Raw genomic sequence first — 23869 nt, 5'->3', positions numbered from 1 at the left:
GGATTACAAAAAAGGATGTTGCCTAGTTGAACTTTCCTACTAGGTAGCATCCTTTTTGGGAATTAAGAGCGTGATTCTTGTAATATCGCTTTTACATATGGATCATGTAATATTTGTTTTATAATTGGTAACATGTTTTGCTCGAATGGAATATCAATAGGGAATGGCTTTTGAGAGCCTGGTTTTATTCCGTATTGTACGAGTTTGTAATGTGTATTTTCTTCAGACTTGAGCACAATTAATTTATAGCGATTGTCATCGTTTGTTAGTGAGAAGTCAATTGCGATTGCATCATATGTTACATCATCTTTATATATGTACGGTTTTGGTGTACCGACCCAGTCTACTTTCGCTTGTACATTCATGGACATAGCCTCCTTATAGCTATTATAAAAAAATAAAAGCCAGCTCTCAATAAAGAGAACCGGCTGTAATTTAGCAGTCATTGGTTATTTTAAAATTTTCACTTTAACAGTTTTGCGTCCCCATTTGTTAGCAGCGCTATCTGATCCAAGTAGAATGTCGATACGGTTACCTTTAATTGCACCGCCAGTATCACCAGCGATAGCTTCTCCATAACCTTCTACCCATACTTTAGATCCTAATGGGATTACTTTCGGGTCAACAGCGATCATTTTCATGTTTGGGTTCGCTGTTAGGTCATGACCCATTGCAGTTAATACACGGCCGCCGTATGTGCCACCGTTTTCGCTCGGATGAGCTGTATATGCTGTAGCTACAACTGTTAACTCACGACCATTAGAAGGTTCGCTAGTTTCAGCAGCTTTCACAGCAGGCTTAGCAGCTGTTTTTACTGGTGCAGGTGCTTGAGCCTTAGCTGGTGCTACAGTTTTAGCAGGAGCAGGTGTTTCTTGTTTCTCGATAACAGGTGCTGTACCTGTTAAGAAAGGAACATGAACATAAGCTGTTTTCCCGTTATATTCAAATTGTAACCACTCATTTTGTACTTGGTTCGTTGTTTCGATCATATCGTCTTTTTTAAGCGTTCCAAGAATTTCTGAGTTTGTGTTCGCTTCAGCACGTACATTTAATACGTTAGCTGTTACATAGTAAGAGTTCTTTGTAAACTCTGCACTTACGAATGCGTCTTTACCATCTAATTTGATTTGTGACCATCCGTTTTCTGTATTTAGAACATCTAATTTATGACCATTCTGTAATTTACCGACAACTTTTGATTCAGTAGTAGGGTTTTCTCGTACGTTTAGTACGTCTGTTGTTACAACAGTTTCTGCATTAGCAGATGCGGTGAAAATCCCAAGACCAAAAACTGCTGCTGTTGCTATTCCAATTAATTTTTTCATGATAGCCTCCATTGCGTTTGTTTTCGTGTCCTCATTATAGCAACAGATTTTTTCGGATTTTGGGAAAACACACAATTACAAACCATTCGTAATAAGTCGTTAACACTTTGTAATATAGCTAGAATGAGAGGAAAGCGTTTTTCATTCCATATAATTAGTAGGTTTCTAGTTATATTCAAAATATTTAATACAACATATTTTTTTCGGTGCAAATAAAAATATTACAGAGGTGTTACATAATGATTACTATACAGTTACATTCCTTGAGTATTTTACCGTTTTATGGGTAATATAGTTATATAAACATAAACATCTCGTTTGTGAAGTTATAAACACGCGCTATATACTAGCAAAAAACCGCATAATTGTTACAAGAAGAAAGGGTTGTAAAGAATAAATCTGCCCTTTTTTAAAACTGTAACACATCCTTTTTTGGGAAAATCTCTTCCCATCCGCATTTTTCTCACACAATTTGACAGTAGTATTCCAATCTTGTAGCTCTTGCAGAGTGGGAAGGTTGTACGGAAGGTAAGGCTGTCCATAAGAACTCTAATTGGTGAAGGCAAACTTGAGAGAGCCGAAAGAAAATCACCACAAAAAACTATGGTTTTCTATCCGATTTAACATATCGGAATTTATGATTTTTACAAGAAATGAAACATACGAAGGGGGATTTGATGAGGAAACTGACGAAAACATTTATTGTCTCATTAACATTATGTATTGCATTTACACTTTGGGGGATTATTCCCGAATCTATTATTGGAAAAGGTAGCTTAGGAAATGTAACGACTGTAATTCAAGCTGCGTTAGTTAGTAAGTTTGGATGGTTCTATATTATTTCCGTTTCTATTTTCTTAGGAATTGCTATTTTCTTAATTGTTTCTAAGTACGGTTCGATTCGTTTAGGTAAAGATGATGATGAACCTGATTATAGTTATATGACATGGTTTGCTATGTTATTTAGTGCCGGTATGGGAATCGGTTTGGTTTTCTGGGGCGTCGCAGAACCGTTGAACCATTTATACACACCTCCGTTTGGAGAGAGTGCGACTGAAGAGAGTGCACGCCTTGCACTTCGTTTCTCATTTTTCCATTGGGGATTACATCCGTGGGGATTATATGCACTTGTAGCATTATGTATTGCGTATTTTACATTTAGAAAAGGAAGAGCAAGTACAATTAGTGCGGCGGTCGGTCCGCTATTTAAAGGCGGTGAACATGGCCGTATTGCCCATATGTTTGATGTTCTAGCTGTATTTGCGACAGTATTTGGTGTGGCGACATCATTAGGACTTGGGGCAAAGCAAATTGCGGGTGGTGTTAGTTATTTAACATCTATTCCAAACTCATTACCAACGCAGCTAGTAATCATCGGAATTGTAACTGTTCTTTATATGCTATCTGCGCAAACGGGACTCGATAAAGGAATTAAATATTTAAGTAATGCGAATATTATTTTAGCGTTTGCACTTATGATAATTGTATTATTTGCAGGTCCAACAAACTTTATTATGAATTATTTCACTTCAACAATCGGTTCATACATTCAAGAATTGCCAAGTATGAGTTTCCGTTTAAGTCCATTAAATGAAGGCGGAAATCAATGGATTCAGTCATGGACAATTTTCTACTGGGCATGGTGGATTGCATGGTCACCATTCGTAGGTACGTTTATTGCTCGTGTGTCACGCGGGCGTACAATTCGTGAATTTGTTGTTGGTGTGTTACTCGTACCAACAGTAATTGGTGCGCTTTGGTTCTCTGTTTTCGGAGGAACAGGTATTCACATGGAGCTATTTGATGGTGCAAATATATATGGACAAATTAAAGAAATGGGCACAGAAGTAGGATTGTTTGCTATGTTAGACCAAATGGGTAGTATAGGACCGGCTTTATGTGTGTTAGCTATTTTACTTATTTCAACATTCTTTATTACATCGGCAGACTCTGCTACGTTTGTTCTAGCGATGTTAACGACACATGGTAGCTTAAACCCACCAAATCGTATTAAAATGGTTTGGGGTATTGTTCTAGCGGCGTTAGCTTCGATCTTATTGTATGTCGGAGGATTAGAGGCGCTGCAAACTGCGTCGATTATTGCGGCCTTCCCGTTCGTATTTGTTATTTTCTTTATGATTGCAGCACTATTTAAAGAGTTGCAAAAAGAAGGACGTATGAAACAACATTAATAATAGAAGAAAAAAATTCTGTATATATAAATAGTATTAGGACTGCCGACATTCGGCAGTCCTTTTTCACTGTTCTATACTATTGTAGGAAAAGCATTACTTTGTTACGGAATACTATAGATATCGGTAATTTAAAAAGAAAAATCGATATAGTTCGACAATATCTGATATTTTACACGTTATATTCATATTTTTGACAAAAATATGTCGGAAATGTGTTGTCACTTTTATGTATATGTGCTATATTATTTCCTGTAAGCGATTTCAAATAGTTTTAAAGCGCATTCAAGGGGGACAACTAGAATAATGAAACGTTACGAAAGAAAGTGGAAGCATATTTGTTTGAAACGTGTGGCACATCGAAATGCCCAAGAAAGCACGGAACCAAAGACGGAAACTCGTAAAGAGCATCAAGAGAAGCAATTGGTTCTACAAAAATAGCAATCACTTTTTCGTATATAAATGAAGGTCGATCGTTCGTTGGGGGATGGACGTGAAATAACTTTCAGCTAAGGGGTATTGTCTGATATATATAGTATTGCGGTAAAAAATAAGCACAGAGCATACGGCGCTCTGTGCTTATTTTTTAATGAAATCTATTTTTCTTTTTTAAATCGTACTGTTTTATCCCAACCAATTACTTGTTTCTTGCTCTTTGCACGTAAGTAAAGAATGAGACTGCGAATAAACAAATACGTAAAGAGCTGTGCGTACGTAAAGTACATAATGACGCTTATGAAAATATTGGTCGGTGTAAAGGTTCGTTCGACGCTCTGGGCACTAAATAATTGAGAAACATATGTAATATATGCGACATACCACATAAATAGTAATGGAATGCTATATTGAATTTGGAATATCCCGAGCAGTCCAATTATAAACCAAACGTTTGAAATGATTAGGAATAGCCAAAATACGACATACACTAAAACTTGTTGTAAGGAATGGACGAGAAGTTTTCCTTTAAAAAAGCTTAATGAAGAAAACATTTTTTCTAAGATGTATAAGTTTCCTTGAAGCCAACGTGTCCGCTGTTTAATAAGAATTTTTAAATGCTCAGGTTCTTGTTCCCATGTAATCGATTCAGGGACGATTGGTAAGAGATAGCCCTTTTGGGTAATCCTTAATGTTAATTCGGCATCCTCTGCAATTGCATAAGGATCATAGCCGCCAAGTTCTTCTAATGCGGAACGACGAAGAAGCATGTTTGTTCCGGTTAGTGAACCTGTTTGGAATAATAGCCAGCGTCCAGATTGCATAAGGAGCTGGAAAATCTGAAATTCTAATGAAATCATTCGTGTAAGCCAGTTTCTTTTCTCATTTACTGTACGAACGTGTCCAACTGCTCCAACGGCATCCTTTGTTGTTTCAGCATGTTCTACGAGCATTCGCAGTGCATGTGGTTCAGGTTGATTATCTGCATCGTAAACACAGAAATATTCACCATCCGAAATGCTAAGGCCGTAGTTTAATACACGCGATTTTCCTTTCGGTTCGCCAGGTGGTACACGAATGTGATGAATATGAGCATAAGCTTTGTCGAAATCATCGCCAATTTCAGGTGTTTCATCTTGAGAGTTATCGTTTAATAAATAAACGTTTAGTTTGCCTGGGTATTCAATCTTTGCCATTGCTTCTAATGTATCTTTAATAACAACCCCTTCATTATGGGCAGGTATTAAAATATCTACACTTGGATAATGTTCTAGCGTACGATCTTTTCGTTTACTATTTCGATGAATTAAGCCTGCGAGTGTTAAGAGAGAGTAGTAAACGAGTAGGCCTGAGAATAGAAAGGCCGTAAAAATAAGTACATATTTAATTGAAAATGTGATGCTAATCCAAAATACGAGTACGCAGAACAGAAGGAATAAAAGGAGTATAACGAGTGTCATCATAATAATGTCTGTCCTTTTGTCGTGATTTGTTCTCGTTTTATTTTAATGTCTTGAATTGCTTCAGCAGCAAGCCATTGCTCCATTTTTGGATGTAGACGGTTCATTACAATGTCAGCACCGGCTTCATTTGTATTTTGTAATAAAATGACTAATGTGTTGCTGTCATATTCAGCAGCAAGGTCAAAGTCAGCTCTGACTGTATCAACTAACAATGAAGCTACACGATCCATGACACTTTCCTTCGTATATTTACTAAAGGAAGTGAAATCAAAGAAAATGATAATGCCTGTTTCATTACGACGATTCATCGCAGTTGTTAATAAAGCTTGTCGTCTTTCGAATTCTTGTCTTGTTAATAATTTTGATTCTCCAATGTATTGCTCAAGCACTCTCACTCGTTCAGTTAACTCTTTATTTTTAAGGATAACCTTTTTTAATAGATGGGTTGAAATATAAACAATGAAGAAGTTAGCTGCCATCAGGAAGTGGGTAATAATATATTCCCATTGATCTGATGTACTCCATAAGTGAAGCCACGCTTGATAAAATAAATAGAATACTGAAATGATTGTCCCTAGTATGAAGAAAATAAATGCTGTTTTATCAGCTGAAAATAGGAATAGTACATTTATGATGACATATATAATTGTAAAAATGAGCGCGTGCTCATTTTTCGTCACATGTACAGTAGTAAAATAAAATAAAATTTGTAAAATCCACATAGAGAAGACTTTATAGGACTTATCTTTCACGAAACTTTCCTCCTTAAAAATAATTCGTGCTGGATATTTGTAGTATGCACAATTATTAAGAAATGACCATGTAGTTGGAAGTTTTTTGGGGCGAGATACATCAAGTAGTATCCCTCTTTTATAAGAAAAAATAAACAGACATACTAATTATTCTAACATATCATCTATACATCTAGACATAAAGGATTTAATATATACGAAAATTATATTTAAGGTATATAAAAAAAGCCTCCTCTTTAAAAGAGGAGACTTTACATGAGTTTATAGGAACATCATACCTGCGACTGCTGCGTTTAAGAAGTTCGCTAGTGTACCAGCGATAACTGCTTTAATCCCTAATTGTGCAATTTGTTTACGGCGAGTAGGAGCTAACGTTCCTGTTACACCTAATTGAATTGCGATAGAAGAGAAGTTTGCAAAACCACAGATTGCAAATGTTAAAATCATATTTGTTTTTGCAGAGAACTCTGCCATGTGTGGTCCTAAGTTTGCATATGCAACGAATTCGTTGATTGCAAGTTTTTGACCGATAAAGCTTGCTGCTTGGATAGCTTCACCTGGAGAAACCCCGATTAAGATTGCAAATGGTGATAATAAGTAACCGAAGATTAAATCAAGGCTAAGTTTAATATCGAACCAAGAACCAACCCATCCTAATAAGCCATTTAATAAAGCGATTAATGCAATGAAGGCCATTAGCATTGCAGCTACGTTAATAACAAGTTGTATACCTTCAGATGCACCGCGTGCAGCTGCATCGATAACGTTTGCGTCTTCACGCTCTGTTGAAAGTTGAACATTATTATCTACTTGTTCTGTTTCTGGCATAATTAGTTTTGCAATTAATAAACTTGATGGAGCTGCCATAATTGCTGCTGCTAATAAATGTTCTAACGGAATTCCCATTGCTGCATATCCGACAAGAACTGATCCGGCAACAGCTGTCATACCACTTACCATAATAGTGAAGAATTCACTGTTAGTTAAACGTGCTAAGTATGGTTTAATTAAAATTGGTGCTTCTGTTTGTCCTAAAAATACAGTTGTTACTGCATTTAAGCTTTCTGCCTTAGAAGTTCCAAGAAGTTTACTTAATGCACCACCAACGATACTAACAAATTTCTGCATAATACCTAAGTAATATAAGATTGCAACTAATGAACTAATAAATACAATTGGAAGTAGTGCTTGAATAACGAAAACAAATCCCCAAGGGCCTTTTGCGTTGACTAAATCCCCAGCAACGAACCTAATTCCCTCGTAAGAAAAATTAATTAATCCTTGAACGCCGTCAGCAGCAACTTTTAAGCCTGCTTTTCCAGCATCCCATCGCAATACGATAAATGAAAATGTCATTTGTAATGCTAGCGCGATTAAAATTGTACGCCAATTAATAGCTTTGCGGTTGGAAGATAATAAGAAAGCGATTGCTAATACTCCAATCACGCCGCCAATTCCCCATAAAATATTCATGCAGTGCATGCTCCTTCCTCATAGTAAAAAAGTGTATAAACCAGTTGTCTATACTTTTGCGAATATAACATCTTAAGTAATTTATCATAACGGACATCGGAGGTCAAACGTCTAATGAAAAGTTTAAATAAAAAGAAAATTCTTTGAAAAAACACATATAAAATGAATAGACATGAAATAGGTTATGTTTTTTGTGGAAATATATTCATTATGATAACGTTTTGGACAATTTTTATAGAATATAGTGTACGAAATAGGAGAATGAACGCATAATTTTTCCGTAGAGAGAATGAAAGGGGATTACTATGTTGAGTCTTTTAAAAAGAGCCTTCTAGTAAACTAGAAGGCTCTGAAACTATAACTTAAGGTGCTTTCGTATACCCTAAGAAATGGCTTTTCCAATAAGAGTTGTTTAATGAAGCGATTGCTACACCTTTATCTCCGGATTGGATGAATGATCCCCCGCCAAGGTAGATACCCATGTGAGAAGGACCTGCTTTATAAGTATCTTTGAAATAAATTAAGTCTCCAGGTTGTGGACTTGAAGTTTGTGGTAAGCTGCTCCAATATCCAGCAACACTTTGGCGGCTAATGTTATGACCAAATTTCTTAAATACGTGGTAGATGTAACCACTGCAGTCAACACCATTAGCAGAAGTACCGCCCCAAACGTATGGTACGCCTTGCATAGATTTCGCGTATGCAAGTAGAGAAGAACTGTCACCGCTATTATTAGTATTATTATTGTTGTTGTTATTATTTTGATTGTTATTTTGGTTGTCGTTAGGCTTATTATCTACTGCGCCACCGACTGGTGTTTTAGATAGGAAACGTGTTCCGATGTAACCAGTTTGACCGTTGTAGTTAATTTTGCTCCATCCAGAGTTTTCAGAGATTACTTGAACCTTCTGTCCTTGTGGAAGTGCGCCTATGATTCTATAATTTGTACCTTCGCCGCTACGTACATTTAGTGCAGAAGCATTAATGTAGTAGTCGCCAATTGCACCTTGATCAGGTTGTTTTGGCTGTTCAGGCTGTTTCGGTTGTTCAGGAGTAGCCGTGCCACCTTTAACGAATTTTACGAATTCGCTACTAACATAGCCTGTTTTACCTTGGTAGTTTACTTTAAACCAGCCGTTTTCAGATCCAACTACGTTTAATGTTGTACCATTTAACACGCCGCCAATTACACTATGGTAAGCAGCAGGGCCTGTACGAACACGTAGAGATGTTGCGTTAACAACGTAAGTACCACCAGTTTGAACAGTTCCATTATTATTTTGCTCTTGGTTGTTACCTTGAGTAACGTTTTCGTTAGAACCGCCTTTTGTTACGTAGTCCTTGCTTAAGTAAGCTGTTTGTCCTGCGTAATTGATTTTGAACCAATCTTGAACTTCGCCTACAACTTGTACTACTTGTCCTTGTTTAACAGAACCTACAGTTGGATGAGAAGTGCTAGGACCTGTACGAACGCGAAGGGAAGATACATTTACTGTATAGTTTCCACTTGCTGGTTGAACAGTTGCTTCATTGTTACTATTGTTGTTATTGCTTGTAGAGCCAGTATTTGAAGAAGCGCCTGATACAAATTGGCTACTAACATAACCAGTTTGTCCGTTATGATTGATTTTCACCCAACCATTTTCTTCTCCAATTACGTTTAAAGTTTGTCCTTCATATACACGTCCTGAAACAGAACTAGAAGTGTTAGGAGCTGTACGTACACGTAATACATCAGCAGTAACTTTATTGTTTCCACCTGTGCTTACATTGTTATTCGTTGCTCCGTTTTTTGATACAAACTCGCCACTAACATAGCCAGTTTGTCCATTAACGTTAATTTTGAACCAACCATTTTCTTCTCCAATTACGTTTAATGATTGACCATTATAAACGCGAGAGATGACGTCGTGAGAAGTACTTGATCCTGCACGAACGTGTAGTACGCTAGCATTCACCGTATATGATGAATTGTTTGATGCGGAAGCTTGGACAGTTTGTGTAGCAGCTTTTTGTGTATTTTGTTCAGGGGCAGCTTGAACGCTATCAAGTGTAGGGGCTGCTCCTCCTGCTACAGACACTGCCGCAAGACCGGCAAGGTATTTTTTCATAATTTGTCGATTCCTTTCTGTCTGTAATGTAGTGAAGAAATATTTACCAACTGTTAAAAATTCTAAAGAGCATGTCGATTACTGTCAAGACTTATGTGGTAATCTGAATATGACAAAAAGGTTACAAAAAAAAAATCAAGGTATAAATCTGCACCTTGATTTCCATTTAAATACATATATTTGATGTGGAAAATGAGAAGATTATTCGTATTTAGGAAGATGTGCTGTTGGATTTTAAAAGGCTTTGAGAAAATGACCTTTGTAGTAATTTGGTGATAGGGCCAACTTGACCATCTTGAATCGCAGTTCCATCGAGATGGGTCATCGGTAAAATTTCAATAGTCGTTCCCGTAAAGAAGCATTCATCTGCTTGATAAACATCGCGAACGCTGAAAAGCTCTTCCTTTACAGGAAGTTGAAGAGTGTTAGCTAAAGAAAGGACGTACTGACGAATAATGCCGTTTAAAATAAGGTGATTGGCTGGATGCGTATACAGTGTTCCGTTTTTTATAAGAAAGAAGTTAGAGTGGCTACCTTCAGTTACAATACCATTTCGTACGAGAAGTGCTTCTTTACAACCTTTGCGTTCAGCTTTCGTATAAGCTAATACATTTGGTAATAAATTTAACGATTTAATATCACAGCGGAGCCAGCGTGTATCAGGTTCTGATATAGCACGTACACCGTATTCAATCCATAAAGATGGTCTTTCTTTTTTTGAAATATAAGCATAGATTGTCGGAGATATGTCATATGAAAATGCATGTGCTCGAGCTTGTACACCACGAGATACTTGTAAGTAAATTGTTCCGTCTTCGTGGAAATTATTGTTTTCAATTAATTTGTAGAGTAAGATGATGAGTTCGGCTTTTGAGAAAGGAAGTGATAATTCTATTTCTTCAAGGGATCGATATAATCTTGTTAAATGTGGGTCTAATAAGTGAAAGTTTCCGTTATAAAGGCGAATAACTTCATAGACGCCATCACCAAATTGTAAGCCTCTTTCTTCAAGTTCTATGTACGCGCGATGTTTTGTTGTATCAATAACTGCATCATTCCATAGTACAAATCTTTCGTATGCCAATTTTCGTCTCATCCTTTCTTTAGTACATGAATAAAAAGCACTATAGTAATTTTTATGTAAGCAATTCTCTACATATGACGTATATGTATTTGTAAATCATAGAGAAGTAGTGGTGATTTATAGCATTTTGTATATACAAATTCGAAAATGAGAAATAAGAATCCTGCTTTTTGAAAAAAAAAAGCAACATTCGTATGGAATGTTGCAAAAGGAGGGTAGCTATCTTTCATAGGGACATCGTCTTTAAAGGTTTAGTTTATGTAAACAAAACGCTTTAAAAGACAATTATAAGAAAGTAGAAAGCAAACGATTTGCATATTTCTTTAAGGAATCTTATTGAAGGTGAGGGGTAAGAAATATGTAGAACCTCGTTTACATATTTTATTATAAAGATGTTTCGTTAATGTGGTGTAAATATTAGGTGAAGGTTATGTAATTTTAAAGTTAATGAATAGGAGAGGAAGGATAGCAGAAAATAAAAAAAGAGGCTGAGATTACTCAGCGCTCTTCTTTTCTTCTTTAATAGCTGTCTTTACTTCACCAGTTTTGATCTTGTTACTTTCAGAGAAGCGAAGTAAGTCACCTTCAATGATTTTGTCAGACATGTTCAATTCATTTTGGGCACGATCAATTAGTGGTTGAGATTCTTCTTTCGGTAATTGCACAACTTCGCCAGTAGTACGGTCGTAGAATGTACTGTTCGTGTACATGTACTTATCTGTAACGAAGCTACCGTCACGAAGAACAACGAATCCTTTATTTTCTGGTGAGAATACATCATGACCGAATTGAATTTGATTCGTAGAATCTACACCAAGTAAGTTTAGAATTGTTGGCTTAATGTCAATTTCACCAGTTGGTTTTGAAATTGTTTTACCTTCTTTTTGACCTGGAACGTGAATAAACATCGGTGTTTTTTGTAAGTTCATATGGTCAAATGTAGTGATTTCTTCTTTTCCTAAGAACTGTGCCATTGCACGGTTATGGTTTTCAGAAATACCATAGTGATCACCGTAGAATACGATAACTGAGTTGTCGTAAATACCTTCTGCTTTTAGACGCTCAATAAAGTGTTTCATTGCTTCGTCTAAATAGCGAGCAGTTACCATGTAACGGTCAAATACGCCATCACCAGAATTGTATTCATCGATTAATTTCGTACTGTCATCATAAGTGAATGGGTAATGGTTTGTTAAAGTAAGGAAGCGAGTATAGAACGGTTGCTTCACTTGTTTTAACATATCGATAGATTGATCGAAGTATTCGATATCTTTTAATCCCCAATTTAATTTTGTTTCTGGCGTAATTTTGTAGTCAAGCTCGTTGTAGTAACGATCATAACCAAGTGCCGGATACATAATGTTACGGTTCCAGAACGTTGCGTTATTCGCGTGGAATACTGATGTGTGATATCCTTGCTGACGCAAAATTTCTGGAGTTGCTGTATATTCGTTATTACCGTGTGTGAAGAATACGGCACCACGGTCTAGTGGATACATTGAAGTATCTACTAAGAATTCAGCATCAGACGTTTTACCTTGCCCAGTTTGATGGAAGAAGTTATCGAAGTAATAACTTTCTTTCGCAAATTGGTTTAGGAATGGTGTAACTTCTTGTCCGTTAACTTGTGCACCAATTAAGAATGTTTGTAATGATTCAAGAGAGACAACAATTACGTTTTTCCCTTTTGCAGTACCAAACATATTTGGATCTGGTTTACTTTGTGTTGTTTTCACGTAGTTTTCTGTTTCTTGTAATTTACTACCATCAGCAAACGCTTTTTGTGAACTTGATTTTGCTTGTAAGCCAAGATCGTATGCTTGGTGTACATATAATCCTAAGTTTTTAACAAGCATAACGCGGTCGAATGAACGTGTTAATAGTTCTGGACGCTCAGCTTCTGCAAATCCTAGGTTTACGCAGAAAATAGCAACCGTTGACACGAAGTATAGGGAACGCATCGGACGCGCTACACGTTCTGTCGGTGCAAAATCTTTCTTCTTCTTCAATAGAACGAAGAATACGATAATATCCGCAAATGCAAGGATGATTTTGTAGTTAAATAATTCTTTCACACTAGAACCTAAACTTCCGAAATTAGACGTTTGTCCTAGTACTGGTAAAGTAACGAAGTCATTGTAGAATCCGTAGAACATTACGTTACCAACAAGAATGAACGTTAAGATAAAGTTAATTCCTAGTGCTATATAGTTACGTTTTTTCCCTTTTGCAAATAATGCAAGACCCACAAACAGTAATGATGCTGCTAATGGACTAATGAATAAAATGAATTCTTGCATGAAAGATTCAAGTTTTAAATCGAAGCTAGTGCGTGTAATGATGTAGGATTTTAGCCATACGGCCAAAGCTACGAATAAAGTAAAACGCACATTTTGAAATTGTGATTTCATGGTTTCTTTCATTCATTTCCACCCTTTCTCTATCAGGCTTGGTCGATTTTGGAGCGAAAAATGTTAAAATAAAAAATACATAGTTTTATTGGCCATAATTAGAGTTTCTATATTCACCCATATACGACTTTAACTATGCATACCCTTTTTGGTTTCTTGTGCTGCTCATAAGCATAACGTCATTTCTGTATTATACAACAAAATTCATTTCTGAGAAACACTATAACATTTTACATTTTTTGTATGTGACTTGTCACTACCAGAGAAAACTTTAACATTCGTTTATATGCCCGTCAACTAGAAAATATAACAAAAATAGAAAAGAATGTTAAGCGGAATTGAAAGTTTTTTGGTTGAGAAATATGGAATAGAAATCTTTAAGTGGTTGTCTAGAAAACTATTATATGAAGGAAAATATGAAAAAATTAACGAACACTTGTTCTTTTTGGTTTTGTTTGTTACAATGAAATTTCATTGATAGATTATGTGTAATTTTGATGAACTTTTACTGATAACATAACATATTGTAGCTTATTTCTTTTGAAAATAGGGAGGCTTTTGAATGAAACAAAAATTTTCAGTTGAAGCGTTTTGGAAGAAAATAAAACATGTTGCGAAGCAGGCAGGGCAGTCGGTAATCTATGCGAGTTTATTGTTGTTTTACGTGTTGCAAAGACCGGATGTTCCAAAACGAGTGAAAATTATTGTAATCGGAGCACTTGCTTATTTCATTGCACCGATTGATGCCATTCCAGATTTCATTGCTGGAGTCGGTTATACGGATGATTTAGGTGCGTTAATGGCCGCACTATTACAAGCATCGATATACGTAAATGAAGATGTGAAAGATAAGGCACGAGTGAAGTTGGCAGAATGGTTTGGTTCGGATATAGACACATCATTTATCGATCAAAAATTAGATCAATAGGTGAGAACTGTCATAGGATGACAGGGCGAACGTAAGCGAGGAAGTGCATTATGCCATCAGGAAGAACGCATACGAAAATAAACTTAATATCCCTTCCGGTTGTTTTGTTTATGCTCTTTTCGTATGGATTAACAAGTTTTGATTTTTTATTAACTTTTGCAATTGGCTTTTTAGTAGGTACTTCATTTCTAACACCGGATTTAGATACGTACAGTAATGCGTATAATAAATGGGGATTCCTCCGTATTTTTTGGTATCCATATAGGAGCGTAATGCCCCATCGTTCCTTCTTCACACATACGATTATAATTGGTGATATTATTCGTATTGCATACATGTTAATCGTGTTTTCTCCGTTTTTATTCCTATTAAATATAATCGCATTCGGTGGAAATTTAATAGAAATTGCGAAGGAACACGAGGTTGAAATTGTAACGTTTGTAATGGGGATTGTTGTGGCGAGTACGCTCCACATTATAGCGGATAAAGCGAATACGCGCCGCAAGAAAATGATGAGGAAAAAGAAGAAACGCAGAAGATAAAAAGACCGTCCCAAAAGGTATTTGGGACGGTTTTTTTGTTATTAATAGGTAGGTTATTCTTGTCGTATTTTGTAGTTAAGTCGATATTCCTTGTCGAATCGCCGATAAAATTTCATTTACGATCATGCGACATCAATTTTTGGACAGTTCCTTTTTAATCAAACGTTTGTTTAAAACTAAGCTTTCAGTACCTTAATACCTTTCACGATATTCCAAATAAAGTAGTATAAGCTAATGATCCCGCAAATACATAAGACGATGATTGCTCCAATTCCAAGTGTTACGTCTGGTTGATCAGATCCGATGCCCATAATTCCTAAAATAACTAATCCAATAAATGTTGCGATACTTGGAATAATGTGTGTCCATAGAGCACGTTTTGCATGTGGTTTTGTTTCAGAATCGCCCACAATCCACACGATAATAGGGAATAAGATAGGCGCAAATAATACACTAAAGTATGATAAAGCTGCTAATATTTTGTTTCCGTTCATATATATCACCTCATAAGTAATGTTCGTTGTTATACCTTTAGTATGCAGTAGATTTGGCGAGCTTCCTATCGATTAACATTACAAGAACGTGACGTTTTTGTAAGATTTTCTGTTTTAAATGATGAAATTTTCAAAAAAATCTTTTTAAATGAAAATTGTTGTGATAAAATTATTGAAAACGTTTTCTTAAACGTTTTGTATTTTTTAGGCTTAAAGGTCTGATGACCCGGTAGTCTATTGATAAGGTTATATCTTATTTAAAAGGGGATTCTTTAGGGGGAGAGAACAATGAACACATGGACACAAGTTTACGATCCGTTCGGTAACATTTGGATTTCGGCAGCAGTCGCACTTATTCCAATCATATTTTTTTTCTTAGCTTTAGCGGTTTTCCGCATGAAGGGGTATGTGGCAGGATTTATTACAGTTGTATTAACGATTTTGGTGGCGTTATTTGCGTATAAAATGCCATTCACAATGGCAATGGCAGCGACCGGATACGGTTTCTTATACGGATTATGGCCAATTGCGTGGATTATCATTATGTCAGTATTTTTATATGAAATTTCTGTGAAAACAGGTCAATTTGATGTCATTCGTGCATCTGTATTATCCATTACGAATGACCATCGTTTACTCGTTATTTTAATTGGATTTTCATTTGGAGCATTTTTGGAAGGGGCAGCAGGATTTGGTGCACCAGTAGCGATTACGGCAGCGCTTCTGGCAGGCCTTGGGCTAAATCCTTTATATGCAGCAGGTCTTTGTTTAATCGCAAATACTGCACCAGTAGCTTTCGGAGCGATGGGGATTCCGATTACAGTTGCTGGACAAGTGACAGGCATTGATCCGCATAAAATTGGACAAATGGCTGGGCATCAATTACCGTTCTTATCTTTATTTGTTCCGTTCTTTATCGTATTTTTAATGGATGGCTTTAAAGGAGTAAAACAAACGTGGCCTGCTTTATTTGTAGCGGGTAGTTCATTTGCAATTACACAGTTTATTACAGCGACGTTTTTAGGGCCAGAACTTCCTGATATTACGTCAGCACTTGTAAGTTTAGTAAGTTTATCGCTATTCTTAAAAGTTTGGCAGCCGAAAGAAATTTATCAAACTAAGCAAGCGAATAGTGAAGTAGCCGCGGCGACGACAACGACATCTATGCCGAAACTAACGGTAGGAAAAGTAGTAAAAGCATGGTCTCCGTTCATTATTTTGACTGTGATGGTAGTCATCTGGAGCCAGAGTTTCTTTAAAGCGTTATTCGCTCCGGGCGGCGCTTTAGAAAGTCTCGTATTTAAATTTGAAGTTCCAAGCTTGCACAATTTAGTAATGAAAGCAGAGCCTATTGTAAATAAACCAACACCTTATGAAGCAATCTTGAAATTAGATATTTTATCAGCGACTGGAACAGCAATTTTAATTGCTTGTATCATTTCTATCTTTATTTTGAAAATGAGTGCAAAAGATGCAGTAGCAACATTTAAAGAAACGTTAAATGAACTAAAAATGCCAATTCTATCTATTGGATTCGTATTAGGATTCGCATTTATCGCAAACTATTCTGGTCTATCTTCTACATTAGCATTAGCACTTGCAGGAACTGGCGGATTATTCCCGTTCTTCTCACCATTCTTAGGATGGATTGGCGTATTCTTAACAGGATCAGATACGTCAGCGAACGCACTGTTCTCGAATTTACAAGCAATTACAGCGCAGCAAGTTGGTGTATCTGAAGTGCTTCTTGTTGCAGCAAATACAACGGGCGGTGTAACAGGTAAAATGATTTCTCCGCAATCAATTGCGATTGCTTGTGCGGCAGTTGGACTTGCTGGGAAAGAGTCAGATTTGTTCCGCTTTACATTGAAGCATAGTTTATTCTTCGTTACTATTGTTGGGATTATGACGTATGTGCAGGCTTATTATTTAACTTGGATGATTCCGTAAGCAACAAAAGAAATAAACTTTGCATTTTTCAGATTATAGTGTATGATGGGAAAGTATTGAAAATTAAATCAGTGATAAACTAGGGGTGCCTAACGTATGCGTAGGCTGAGAGAGAAGCGTGTGAACTTCTTAACCCTTTGGACCTGATCTGGCTCGTACCAGCGTAGGGAAGTTAACGGCTTTACATAATTATGTCTTTATGAGCCAGGTCCTTATTCTTTTATGGACCTGGCTCTTTTTATTTTGGCATGCGCTGGCCATATCTCGTCCTTGTCACGAACAGGGGGGCAACAAAGGTTATGAAACAGTCTGTTTCAGCTGAGCAAATTGAATTGAAATCGAGTTTACCAGGAAGTAAGAAAGTGTATGTGGATGGAACACGTGAAGGTATGAAAGTACCAATGCGCGAGATTGAACAAAGCGATACGAACGGTGTTCAAAATCCGCCAATCCGTGTGTATGATACGAGTGGACCTTATACAGATCCAGAGTATAAAGTGGAGCTGGAAAAAGGGTTGCAGGCGCCGCGCCACTCTTGGACCTTGGGGCGTGGTGATGTGGAAGCTTATGAAGGACGCGAAATTAAACCTGAGGATGACGGTGTGAAAGTGGCTTCAAAACATACACCTGTTTTCCCGCAAATGGATCGTAAGCCGCTTAGAGCGAAGCAAGGTGCAAATGTTTCGCAAATGCATTATGCGCGTAATGGCATTATTACGTCTGAGATGGAATATGTTGCGATTCGTGAAGGGGTAGAGCCTGAATTTGTTCGTAAGGAGATTGCAGAAGGTCGTGCGATTTTGCCGGCGAACATTAACCATCCTGAAGCGGAACCGATGATAATTGGACGTAATTTTCACGTGAAGGTAAATGCAAATATCGGAAACTCTGCTGTATCGTCTTCTATTGCAGAAGAAGTAGAGAAGATGACGTGGGCAACTCGCTGGGGTGCAGATACGATTATGGATTTATCTACAGGTAAAAACATTCATACAACACGTGAGTGGATTATTCGTAATGCTCCGGTACCAGTTGGAACTGTGCCAATTTATCAAGCGCTTGAAAAAGTAAACGGAATTGCAGAAGATTTAACGTGGGAAGTATATCGTGATACGTTAATTGAGCAGGCGGAGCAAGGCGTTGATTACTTCACGATTCACGCTGGTGTATTACTTCGTTACATTCCAATTACTGCAAAGCGTATGACAGGTATTGTTTCGCGCGGTGGTTCGATTATGGCGCAGTGGTGTTTATTCCATCATAAAGAAAACTTCCTATATACTCACTTTGAAGAGATTTGTGAAATTATGAAGCAGTACGATGTTTCGTTTTCTCTTGGAGATGGATTACGTCCAGGTTCTATTGCAGATGCAAATGACGAAGCGCAGTTTTCTGAGCTTGAGACACTTGGTGAATTAACAAAAATCGCTTGGAAACATGATGTGCAAGTTATGATTGAAGGACCTGGGCATGTACCGATGCATTTAATTAAAGAAAATATGGAGAAAGAACTTGATATTTGTCAGGGTGCGCCGTTCTATACACTTGGACCGTTAACGACAGATATTGCACCAGGTTATGATCATATTACTTCAGCGATTGGTGCTGCGATGATCGGCTGGTTTGGAACGGCGATGCTTTGTTATGTAACCCCGAAAGAACATTTAGGTTTACCGAACAAAGATGATGTTCGCGAAGGGGTTATTACGTACAAAATCGCTGCGCATGCAGCCGATCTTGCGAAAGGGCATAAAACGGCTCATCAGCGTGATGATGCACTTTCAAAAGCACGATTTGAATTTCGTTGGCGCGACCAATTTAATTTATCTTTAGATCCTGAACGCGCGATGGAGTACCATGATGAAACGTTGCCAGCAGAAGGGGCGAAAACAGCGCATTTCTGTTCAATGTGTGGCCCAAAGTTTTGTAGTATGAGAATTTCACATGATATTCGTGAATATGCGAAAGAAAATGACTTAGAAACGACAGAAGCAATTGAAAAAGGAATGAAAGAGAAAGCGGTAGAATTCAAAGAAACTGGTAGTCACTTATATCAATAACACGTTACACCTCTTTACTTGATTGATCACACTGTACCTAACTTAAATATAGAAGAAGCCCCCTTTGCTAAGACGGTAGCAAAGGGGGCTTCTGTCGTCTATCCCGCTATTTGTGGGCAGTAAAACTCCTACCTCAAAATTCGGCTGGAGCAAAGAAGTTAGGTGGGAGATAAACTGCCCGTAAACGCCCGATTGGTGCGGGCTAATAATCAGTGGGGGATGAACACCTACCCACCTTATAAAGTTTCACTTTATAAGGTGAAGAATAATTGTACCCAGTAGTATAAGAGGAATAATGTGACGACTGTTGTGAGTGGGATTACGATGAGAGATACGCTTAAATAATCTTTCCATTTCACTTTAATTTTGTTTTGTCTTAAGATATACATCCAAATGAGGGAAGCTAGTGTACCGATTGGTAATAATAGTGAACCGATGTCACTACCGATGATATTTGCGAGATAGATAGTTTTTAATGTGACTGGATCTAGTCCCATTTCTGTTAATGTGATTGTACCAATCATAAGTGCAGGGTGGTTATTGAAGACGTTAGAGAGGAGGGAAACGAGTCCGCCCATTGCAAAGCTGGCATAGAGTAGATGCTGACTTACAACTGGTTCAAGCCAACTTACAAGTGCCGCTGTTAACCCTGCGTTATGAAGCCCGTAAATAATTACATACATAGAGAAAGCGAAAATTAAAATGTGCCACGGTGTCTTTTTCAAAATATCGACTGGGTTTGTTCGTAAGTAGTACCATCTCCAGATGAGAAGAACGAGTGAACCGAGTACGGCAACGATTTCGATTGGAATCGATAAGAAGGATGCAACGAATAGAAGACAGCGCATAAGGAAAACGAAGCCTAATACTTTTAACATGAATTTCGTACGTTTTTGTTTCGTATTAACAGAATTTTGTCCTTTTAACGGATGGAAGTTTTTCGTGAAGAAAATTTCTTCAATATCATATGAAGAAACAGGCAATCTTTCTGGAATTTTTTTCTTTAAAACTGTATACATGAGCCATGACATAAACAGTAGCCCTAATGTTGCAGGTACAAACATCATAGCTGTATGCATATAAAGAGTCATATTAACAATATTTAATGCGATTAAGTTTACGATATTACTTACACCGATTGGTGCACTAGATGCAGTGGCAATTAAAGCACCGCTTAATAAATAAGGGATTTGTTGATGAGGTTTTAATTGAAGGTTTTTCAGAAGTAAAATCAAAATCGGTGTTGTAATTAAAATACTACCGTCATTATTAAATAAAAGAGTCATAAGAAAACATAGTAATTGAATGTACCAGTATAGGCGTCGTCCGGAACCTTTCGCTAAATTTGCGAGCTTCGCTGCAGACCAGTGGAAGAAGCCGAAGCTTTCTAATATAACCGCCATAACGATGGTCGCTAATATCGTTATAGAGGCACCGCCGATTTTACTTATAATGTCCATGACGTCTGGTTTTGATACAAGTCCAGTAATGAGGATAATGCTAGCGCCGACTGCTGCCGGCCACGCCTCATTTAAACCGCGAGGTCGCCAAAAGATAACAATCATCGTTAAGAAAAATACAATAATAGTAATCCATATTTCAATGCTCATATTTAACCTACCTTTCTACTTTCCCTTGAACAAATGTAGCTTGTCTCAAGTTTATATAGCATTATATTCAAAAGAAAATAAGAAGAACTAGGCATCTACCTTAATCTAGTGAATATGTGTATTTTGAGCAATAAGGCAAGTATAAGGAGTAGTGTAATAACTATTAGGAGAGGAGTCTAATAAATTAGGGGCATTCTATGTGTGAATGCCCCTAATTTACTATTTTTCCTTTAAAAATGTTCGATCTTTTAAGAATAAATTCCAGAAGAAAATAAATCCTGGTAGTAAAATTGCAATCCCGATTGCGTAAAGAATAAGAAGTGCATAGAATGTTTCGACCGTCGTAAAGCTTGTAAATACAGTTACGTCCGGGTAAATGATATAAGGTAAATGGGCGACGCCGTAAGCGTAGCTTGCAAATGCATATTGAGCGACGACAGCTAAAACTGCAATGCGAGGAAAGCCTAGTGTGCCATATTTCTTATTTGTCCACCAAAGGGAAGAGTATCCGATAACAAATAAAATGATAGAGACTGTAAACCATGGGAATTGCTTTATTAGTCCTTGCATAAGCCAGTGTGTTTCAGGGTCCATTACAACGAGAGCGATAATAGCAGTCACGAGCGTTGCAGGACCAAGTATGATGGCATTTCTTCTATAAATTCGGTACGTATCTTCAGAACCTTGTTCCCTAGCAAAATCAGCAAGAAAGAGAGATGATAGAAATAGTTCCGAAGTTAGTCCGAAGAGCATATAACAATAAATAACGGGACTAGAAAGAAGTTTTCCGTAAAGGAGCACTTCTTTTCCTTCAGACATCGTAATATAGGCACCTTCTGTAACTGGCAGAACGGTAATTAATAGAGCTGGGATTAAGAGCCCGGTAATACCTGAAATAATCCGAAGAAGGTGTTGGTATTTTGGCAGGGAGTAAGCAAATACCATAAATGTACTACGAATCGCAACGAGTACTAAAATTAACATAACTGGTACAAACATAACGGTTGCAAGGGTAAAGGCCGCTTTTGGGAAGAAACCGAGAAAAGCAACGACGACAAAGACAAGAAACGTATTTGTTACTTCCCAAGTAGGTGATAAGTACCGATTAGCAAGCTTGGCAGCAAGCGTCGGGTGTTTAGCGTATACCATGCCCCAAAAACCAGCTCCAAAATCAATAGACCCTAGTATGCTATATACGAAAATAAGAGCCCATAAGATGATGATTGCAATGCTTTCCTCATGCACGAGAATCGCCTCCTTCGTGATGTAAATCATTCTTTAACGGATGTTTCTTAAAGAATGTCCGTAGTACAAAGACTGTTAAAATACCGAGTCCGATATATAAAATGATGAATAAAACAAATAAAGGACCGACGAAATCAGCGCGCGTAGAAGCATCTACCGTGCGTTGCATGCCATAAATTGTCCATGGCTGACGACCACTACAACTAAAAATCCATCCGAATTCAATACCGAGCAACATAACGGGTCCACAGGCGGCAGCTCCCCAAAGAAGCCACTTCGGTAACTCTACTCCTTTTTTTCGGTAAACAAAGTACCAATATAAGAGGGAAATAGCTGCAACTGCAAAGGTAAAGGCAGCGGTGCCGACCATTAAATTGAACAGTGTATGTGTGTAAAATGGTGGCCATGTTTCTTGCGGGAATTCCTTTAGACCTTTTACAACGGTGTTAGGGTCTAGTCCCACTAATAAGCTAAGCATGTTCGGAATTTCAAGGGCATAGTTTAGTTCAAGTGTGTTAGGGTCCACAACCCCGCCAATCGATAAAGGCGCGTGTGATGTCGTTTCAAACAAAGCTTCAGCAGATGCTAGTTTCTCAGGTGAATGTTTATGTAAGGCAATAGCAGATTCGTGTCCTGAAAGCCACATCGTAGCACCTGTGATAAATGTAACGACAAGCCCGAGCAATAATCCTTTTTTATGGTAAGCAATTTCACGAGCACTTAAATTTTTCTTTAATAATTTAAATCCAGCGATAGAAGCAATAACAGCTGCTCCAGTTGTATAGGCCGTAATAACGACGTGGAATGCACTTGTGCCAAAGCTCGGATTAAAGAAAGCTTTCCACGGATCAACGTTAAAAACTGAGCCATCTGGATTCATTGAAAAGCCCGCGGGTGTATTCATCCATGTGTTTGCCGATGTAATAAGCACGGCAGATGCAGTGGCGCCAATCATAACGAAAAATAGCGAGATTAATCTCATAACTGGAGGTAGTTTATCAGCCGCATATACGTAAATAGACATGAATAAAGCCTCTAAAAAGAAGGCGAAAATCTCAATTTGAAACGGAACGGAAATAACTTGTCCAACAATTTTGGCGAAACCAGGCCAAAGAAGTGAAATTTGTACACCAACAATTGTTCCAGTTGGAATTGCTACACCGAGAAGGATAGCAAAAGCCTTTGTCCATCTTTTTGCCATAATGGCATAGTCGGAATCTTTCTTCCAGTGATAGAGTATTTCACTTATAAAAATCATTAAAGAAAGCCCGACTCCAAGCGTTGCAAAGATAATGTGGAATGCTAATGAAGAACCAAAAAATGCCCTTGCTAATGTTACGGTATCCATATGTATACTCCCCTTCTTTTTGCCATTATTTTCTGATTGAATTGGAAAATTTATTCAAAAAACTACCAAAAATATATATGTATTTAAAAAATGAGTACGGTAATATAGTGTTTAAATATTCTAAAAAGAAAGAAATTTATATTTGGTAATATTTTATTTGTTTTTTAGGGCTGAATCTTTTATAATCTTTTATGCGAACGTAAGTTCTATTTCCGGGATGAAGAAGTTTATGTGAAATGGAGAGGGTGTTTTATGTATCCTGAAGTCATTAAAAAGATGGCATTTTCAAGAGAGCATAGAGATTTATTATTAAAGTTGTATAATAAAGAAATTACGCGTCGTGAATATGATCGACTTGTGGAATCGCTATATAGACCTTCTAAAGAGGCCTGCGAAGGATAAGGTGAGAGAGACAATCTAAAGGATTGTCTTTTTTATATTTGCGT

The 23869-nt window shown here is 37.4% G+C and carries 19 protein-coding genes and 1 riboswitch; of the genes, 7 read left to right on the top strand and 12 right to left on the bottom strand.

Annotation, left to right across the window (positions count from 1 at the left end):
• Window positions 1-62: 62 nt before the first annotated feature.
• Together JFU23_RS14265 and JFU23_RS14260 are read right to left on the bottom strand one after the other, a co-directional pair.
• Window positions 63-365: a DUF3910 family protein gene (locus JFU23_RS14265; RefSeq protein ID WP_201032141.1), complete on the bottom strand. Its 303-nt coding sequence runs from the start codon at window positions 363-365 to the stop codon at window positions 63-65.
• Between the two features lie 84 nt (window positions 366-449).
• Entirely contained in the window at window positions 450-1325 is an 876-nt protein-coding gene (locus JFU23_RS14260) for a cell wall-binding protein EntA (protein ID WP_201032140.1), read from the bottom strand.
• Window positions 1326-2002: 677 nt separating this feature from the next.
• Between JFU23_RS14260 and opuD the strand changes: the two genes are divergently transcribed.
• Entirely contained in the window at window positions 2003-3517 is a 1515-nt protein-coding gene (gene opuD, locus JFU23_RS14255) for a glycine betaine transporter OpuD (RefSeq protein ID WP_201032139.1), read from the top strand.
• A gap of 306 nt (window positions 3518-3823) precedes the next feature.
• Window positions 3824-3958, top strand: a complete 135-nt coding sequence (locus JFU23_RS30945) for a hypothetical protein (protein WP_002068447.1) — start codon at window positions 3824-3826, stop codon at window positions 3956-3958.
• Between the two features lie 155 nt (window positions 3959-4113).
• Here the strand turns inward: JFU23_RS30945 and JFU23_RS14250 are convergent, their stop codons facing one another.
• The 6 genes from JFU23_RS14250 to JFU23_RS14225 all read right to left on the bottom strand — a co-directional run bounded on the left by JFU23_RS14250 (window position 4114) and on the right by JFU23_RS14225 (window position 13258).
• Entirely contained in the window at window positions 4114-5415 is a 1302-nt protein-coding gene (locus JFU23_RS14250; RefSeq protein ID WP_002129979.1) for a glycosyltransferase family 2 protein, read from the bottom strand.
• Window positions 5412-6167, bottom strand: a complete 756-nt coding sequence (locus JFU23_RS14245; protein ID WP_201032138.1) for a diguanylate cyclase domain-containing protein — start codon at window positions 6165-6167, stop codon at window positions 5412-5414. Before JFU23_RS14245 ends, JFU23_RS14250 begins: the two co-directional genes overlap by 4 nt.
• 261 nt (window positions 6168-6428) lie before the next feature.
• Window positions 6429-7640 (bottom strand): NupC/NupG family nucleoside CNT transporter, encoded by a 1212-nt coding sequence (locus JFU23_RS14240; protein ID WP_085312813.1) that lies wholly within the window; start codon window positions 7638-7640, stop codon window positions 6429-6431.
• A gap of 362 nt (window positions 7641-8002) precedes the next feature.
• A complete protein-coding gene (locus tag JFU23_RS14235; RefSeq protein ID WP_137059364.1) occupies window positions 8003-9751 on the bottom strand; it encodes a C40 family peptidase in 1749 nt (582 codons plus the stop codon).
• 211 nt (window positions 9752-9962) lie between these two features.
• Window positions 9963-10847: a D-amino-acid transaminase gene (locus tag JFU23_RS14230; protein ID WP_201032137.1), complete on the bottom strand. Its 885-nt coding sequence runs from the start codon at window positions 10845-10847 to the stop codon at window positions 9963-9965.
• A 482-nt stretch (window positions 10848-11329) separates the two neighbouring features.
• Window positions 11330-13258: an LTA synthase family protein gene (locus JFU23_RS14225; protein WP_061688708.1), complete on the bottom strand. Its 1929-nt coding sequence runs from the start codon at window positions 13256-13258 to the stop codon at window positions 11330-11332.
• Window positions 13259-13808: 550 nt separating this feature from the next.
• Here JFU23_RS14225 and JFU23_RS14220 point away from each other — a divergent pair.
• Complete coding sequence (locus JFU23_RS14220; RefSeq protein ID WP_002016186.1) at window positions 13809-14174, top strand: YkvA family protein; 366 nt, start codon at window positions 13809-13811, stop codon at window positions 14172-14174.
• A gap of 50 nt (window positions 14175-14224) precedes the next feature.
• Window positions 14225-14716 carry a metal-binding protein gene (locus JFU23_RS14215; RefSeq protein ID WP_002089644.1) on the top strand — a complete coding sequence of 164 codons (492 nt, stop codon included), beginning with the start codon at window positions 14225-14227 and terminating at the stop codon, window positions 14714-14716.
• A gap of 176 nt (window positions 14717-14892) precedes the next feature.
• Here the strand turns inward: JFU23_RS14215 and JFU23_RS14210 are convergent, their stop codons facing one another.
• The gene (locus JFU23_RS14210; RefSeq protein WP_002016181.1) at window positions 14893-15210 is read right to left on the bottom strand and encodes a magnetosome magnetite crystal formation protein family; all 318 of its coding nucleotides are present in this window, start codon (window positions 15208-15210) and stop codon (window positions 14893-14895) included.
• A 288-nt stretch (window positions 15211-15498) separates the two neighbouring features.
• On the opposite strand from JFU23_RS14210, the gene lldP reads away from it, so the two are divergent.
• A complete protein-coding gene (gene lldP / locus JFU23_RS14205) occupies window positions 15499-17160 on the top strand; it encodes an L-lactate permease (protein WP_201032136.1) in 1662 nt (553 codons plus the stop codon).
• 71 nt (window positions 17161-17231) lie between these two features.
• A riboswitch (TPP riboswitch) is annotated at window positions 17232-17347 on the top strand.
• Between the two features lie 112 nt (window positions 17348-17459).
• Window positions 17460-19220 (top strand): phosphomethylpyrimidine synthase ThiC, encoded by a 1761-nt coding sequence (thiC, locus tag JFU23_RS14200; protein WP_002068339.1) that lies wholly within the window; start codon window positions 17460-17462, stop codon window positions 19218-19220.
• Between the two features lie 251 nt (window positions 19221-19471).
• On the opposite strand, the gene JFU23_RS14195 is transcribed toward thiC, so the two are convergent.
• The 3 genes from JFU23_RS14195 to cydA form a co-directional block, all read right to left on the bottom strand.
• A complete protein-coding gene (locus JFU23_RS14195; RefSeq protein WP_002129967.1) occupies window positions 19472-20830 on the bottom strand; it encodes an arsenic transporter in 1359 nt (452 codons plus the stop codon).
• Between the two features lie 219 nt (window positions 20831-21049).
• Window positions 21050-22075 (bottom strand): cytochrome d ubiquinol oxidase subunit II, encoded by a 1026-nt coding sequence (locus JFU23_RS14190; protein WP_002089640.1) that lies wholly within the window; start codon window positions 22073-22075, stop codon window positions 21050-21052.
• The gene (gene cydA / locus JFU23_RS14185; protein ID WP_201032135.1) at window positions 22068-23423 is read right to left on the bottom strand and encodes a cytochrome ubiquinol oxidase subunit I; all 1356 of its coding nucleotides are present in this window, start codon (window positions 23421-23423) and stop codon (window positions 22068-22070) included. The genes JFU23_RS14190 and cydA overlap by 8 nt, the downstream gene beginning before the upstream one ends.
• Before the next feature lie 252 nt (window positions 23424-23675).
• On the opposite strand from cydA, the gene JFU23_RS14180 reads away from it, so the two are divergent.
• A complete protein-coding gene (locus JFU23_RS14180) occupies window positions 23676-23825 on the top strand; it encodes a hypothetical protein (RefSeq protein WP_002016173.1) in 150 nt (49 codons plus the stop codon).
• Window positions 23826-23869 lie beyond the last annotated feature (44 nt).

The organism is Bacillus sp. TH50, assembly GCF_016650565.1.
Taxonomy (GTDB): domain Bacteria; phylum Bacillota; class Bacilli; order Bacillales; family Bacillaceae_G; genus Bacillus_A; species Bacillus_A mycoides.
This window is presented reverse-complemented; position numbering and strand designations above follow the sequence as displayed.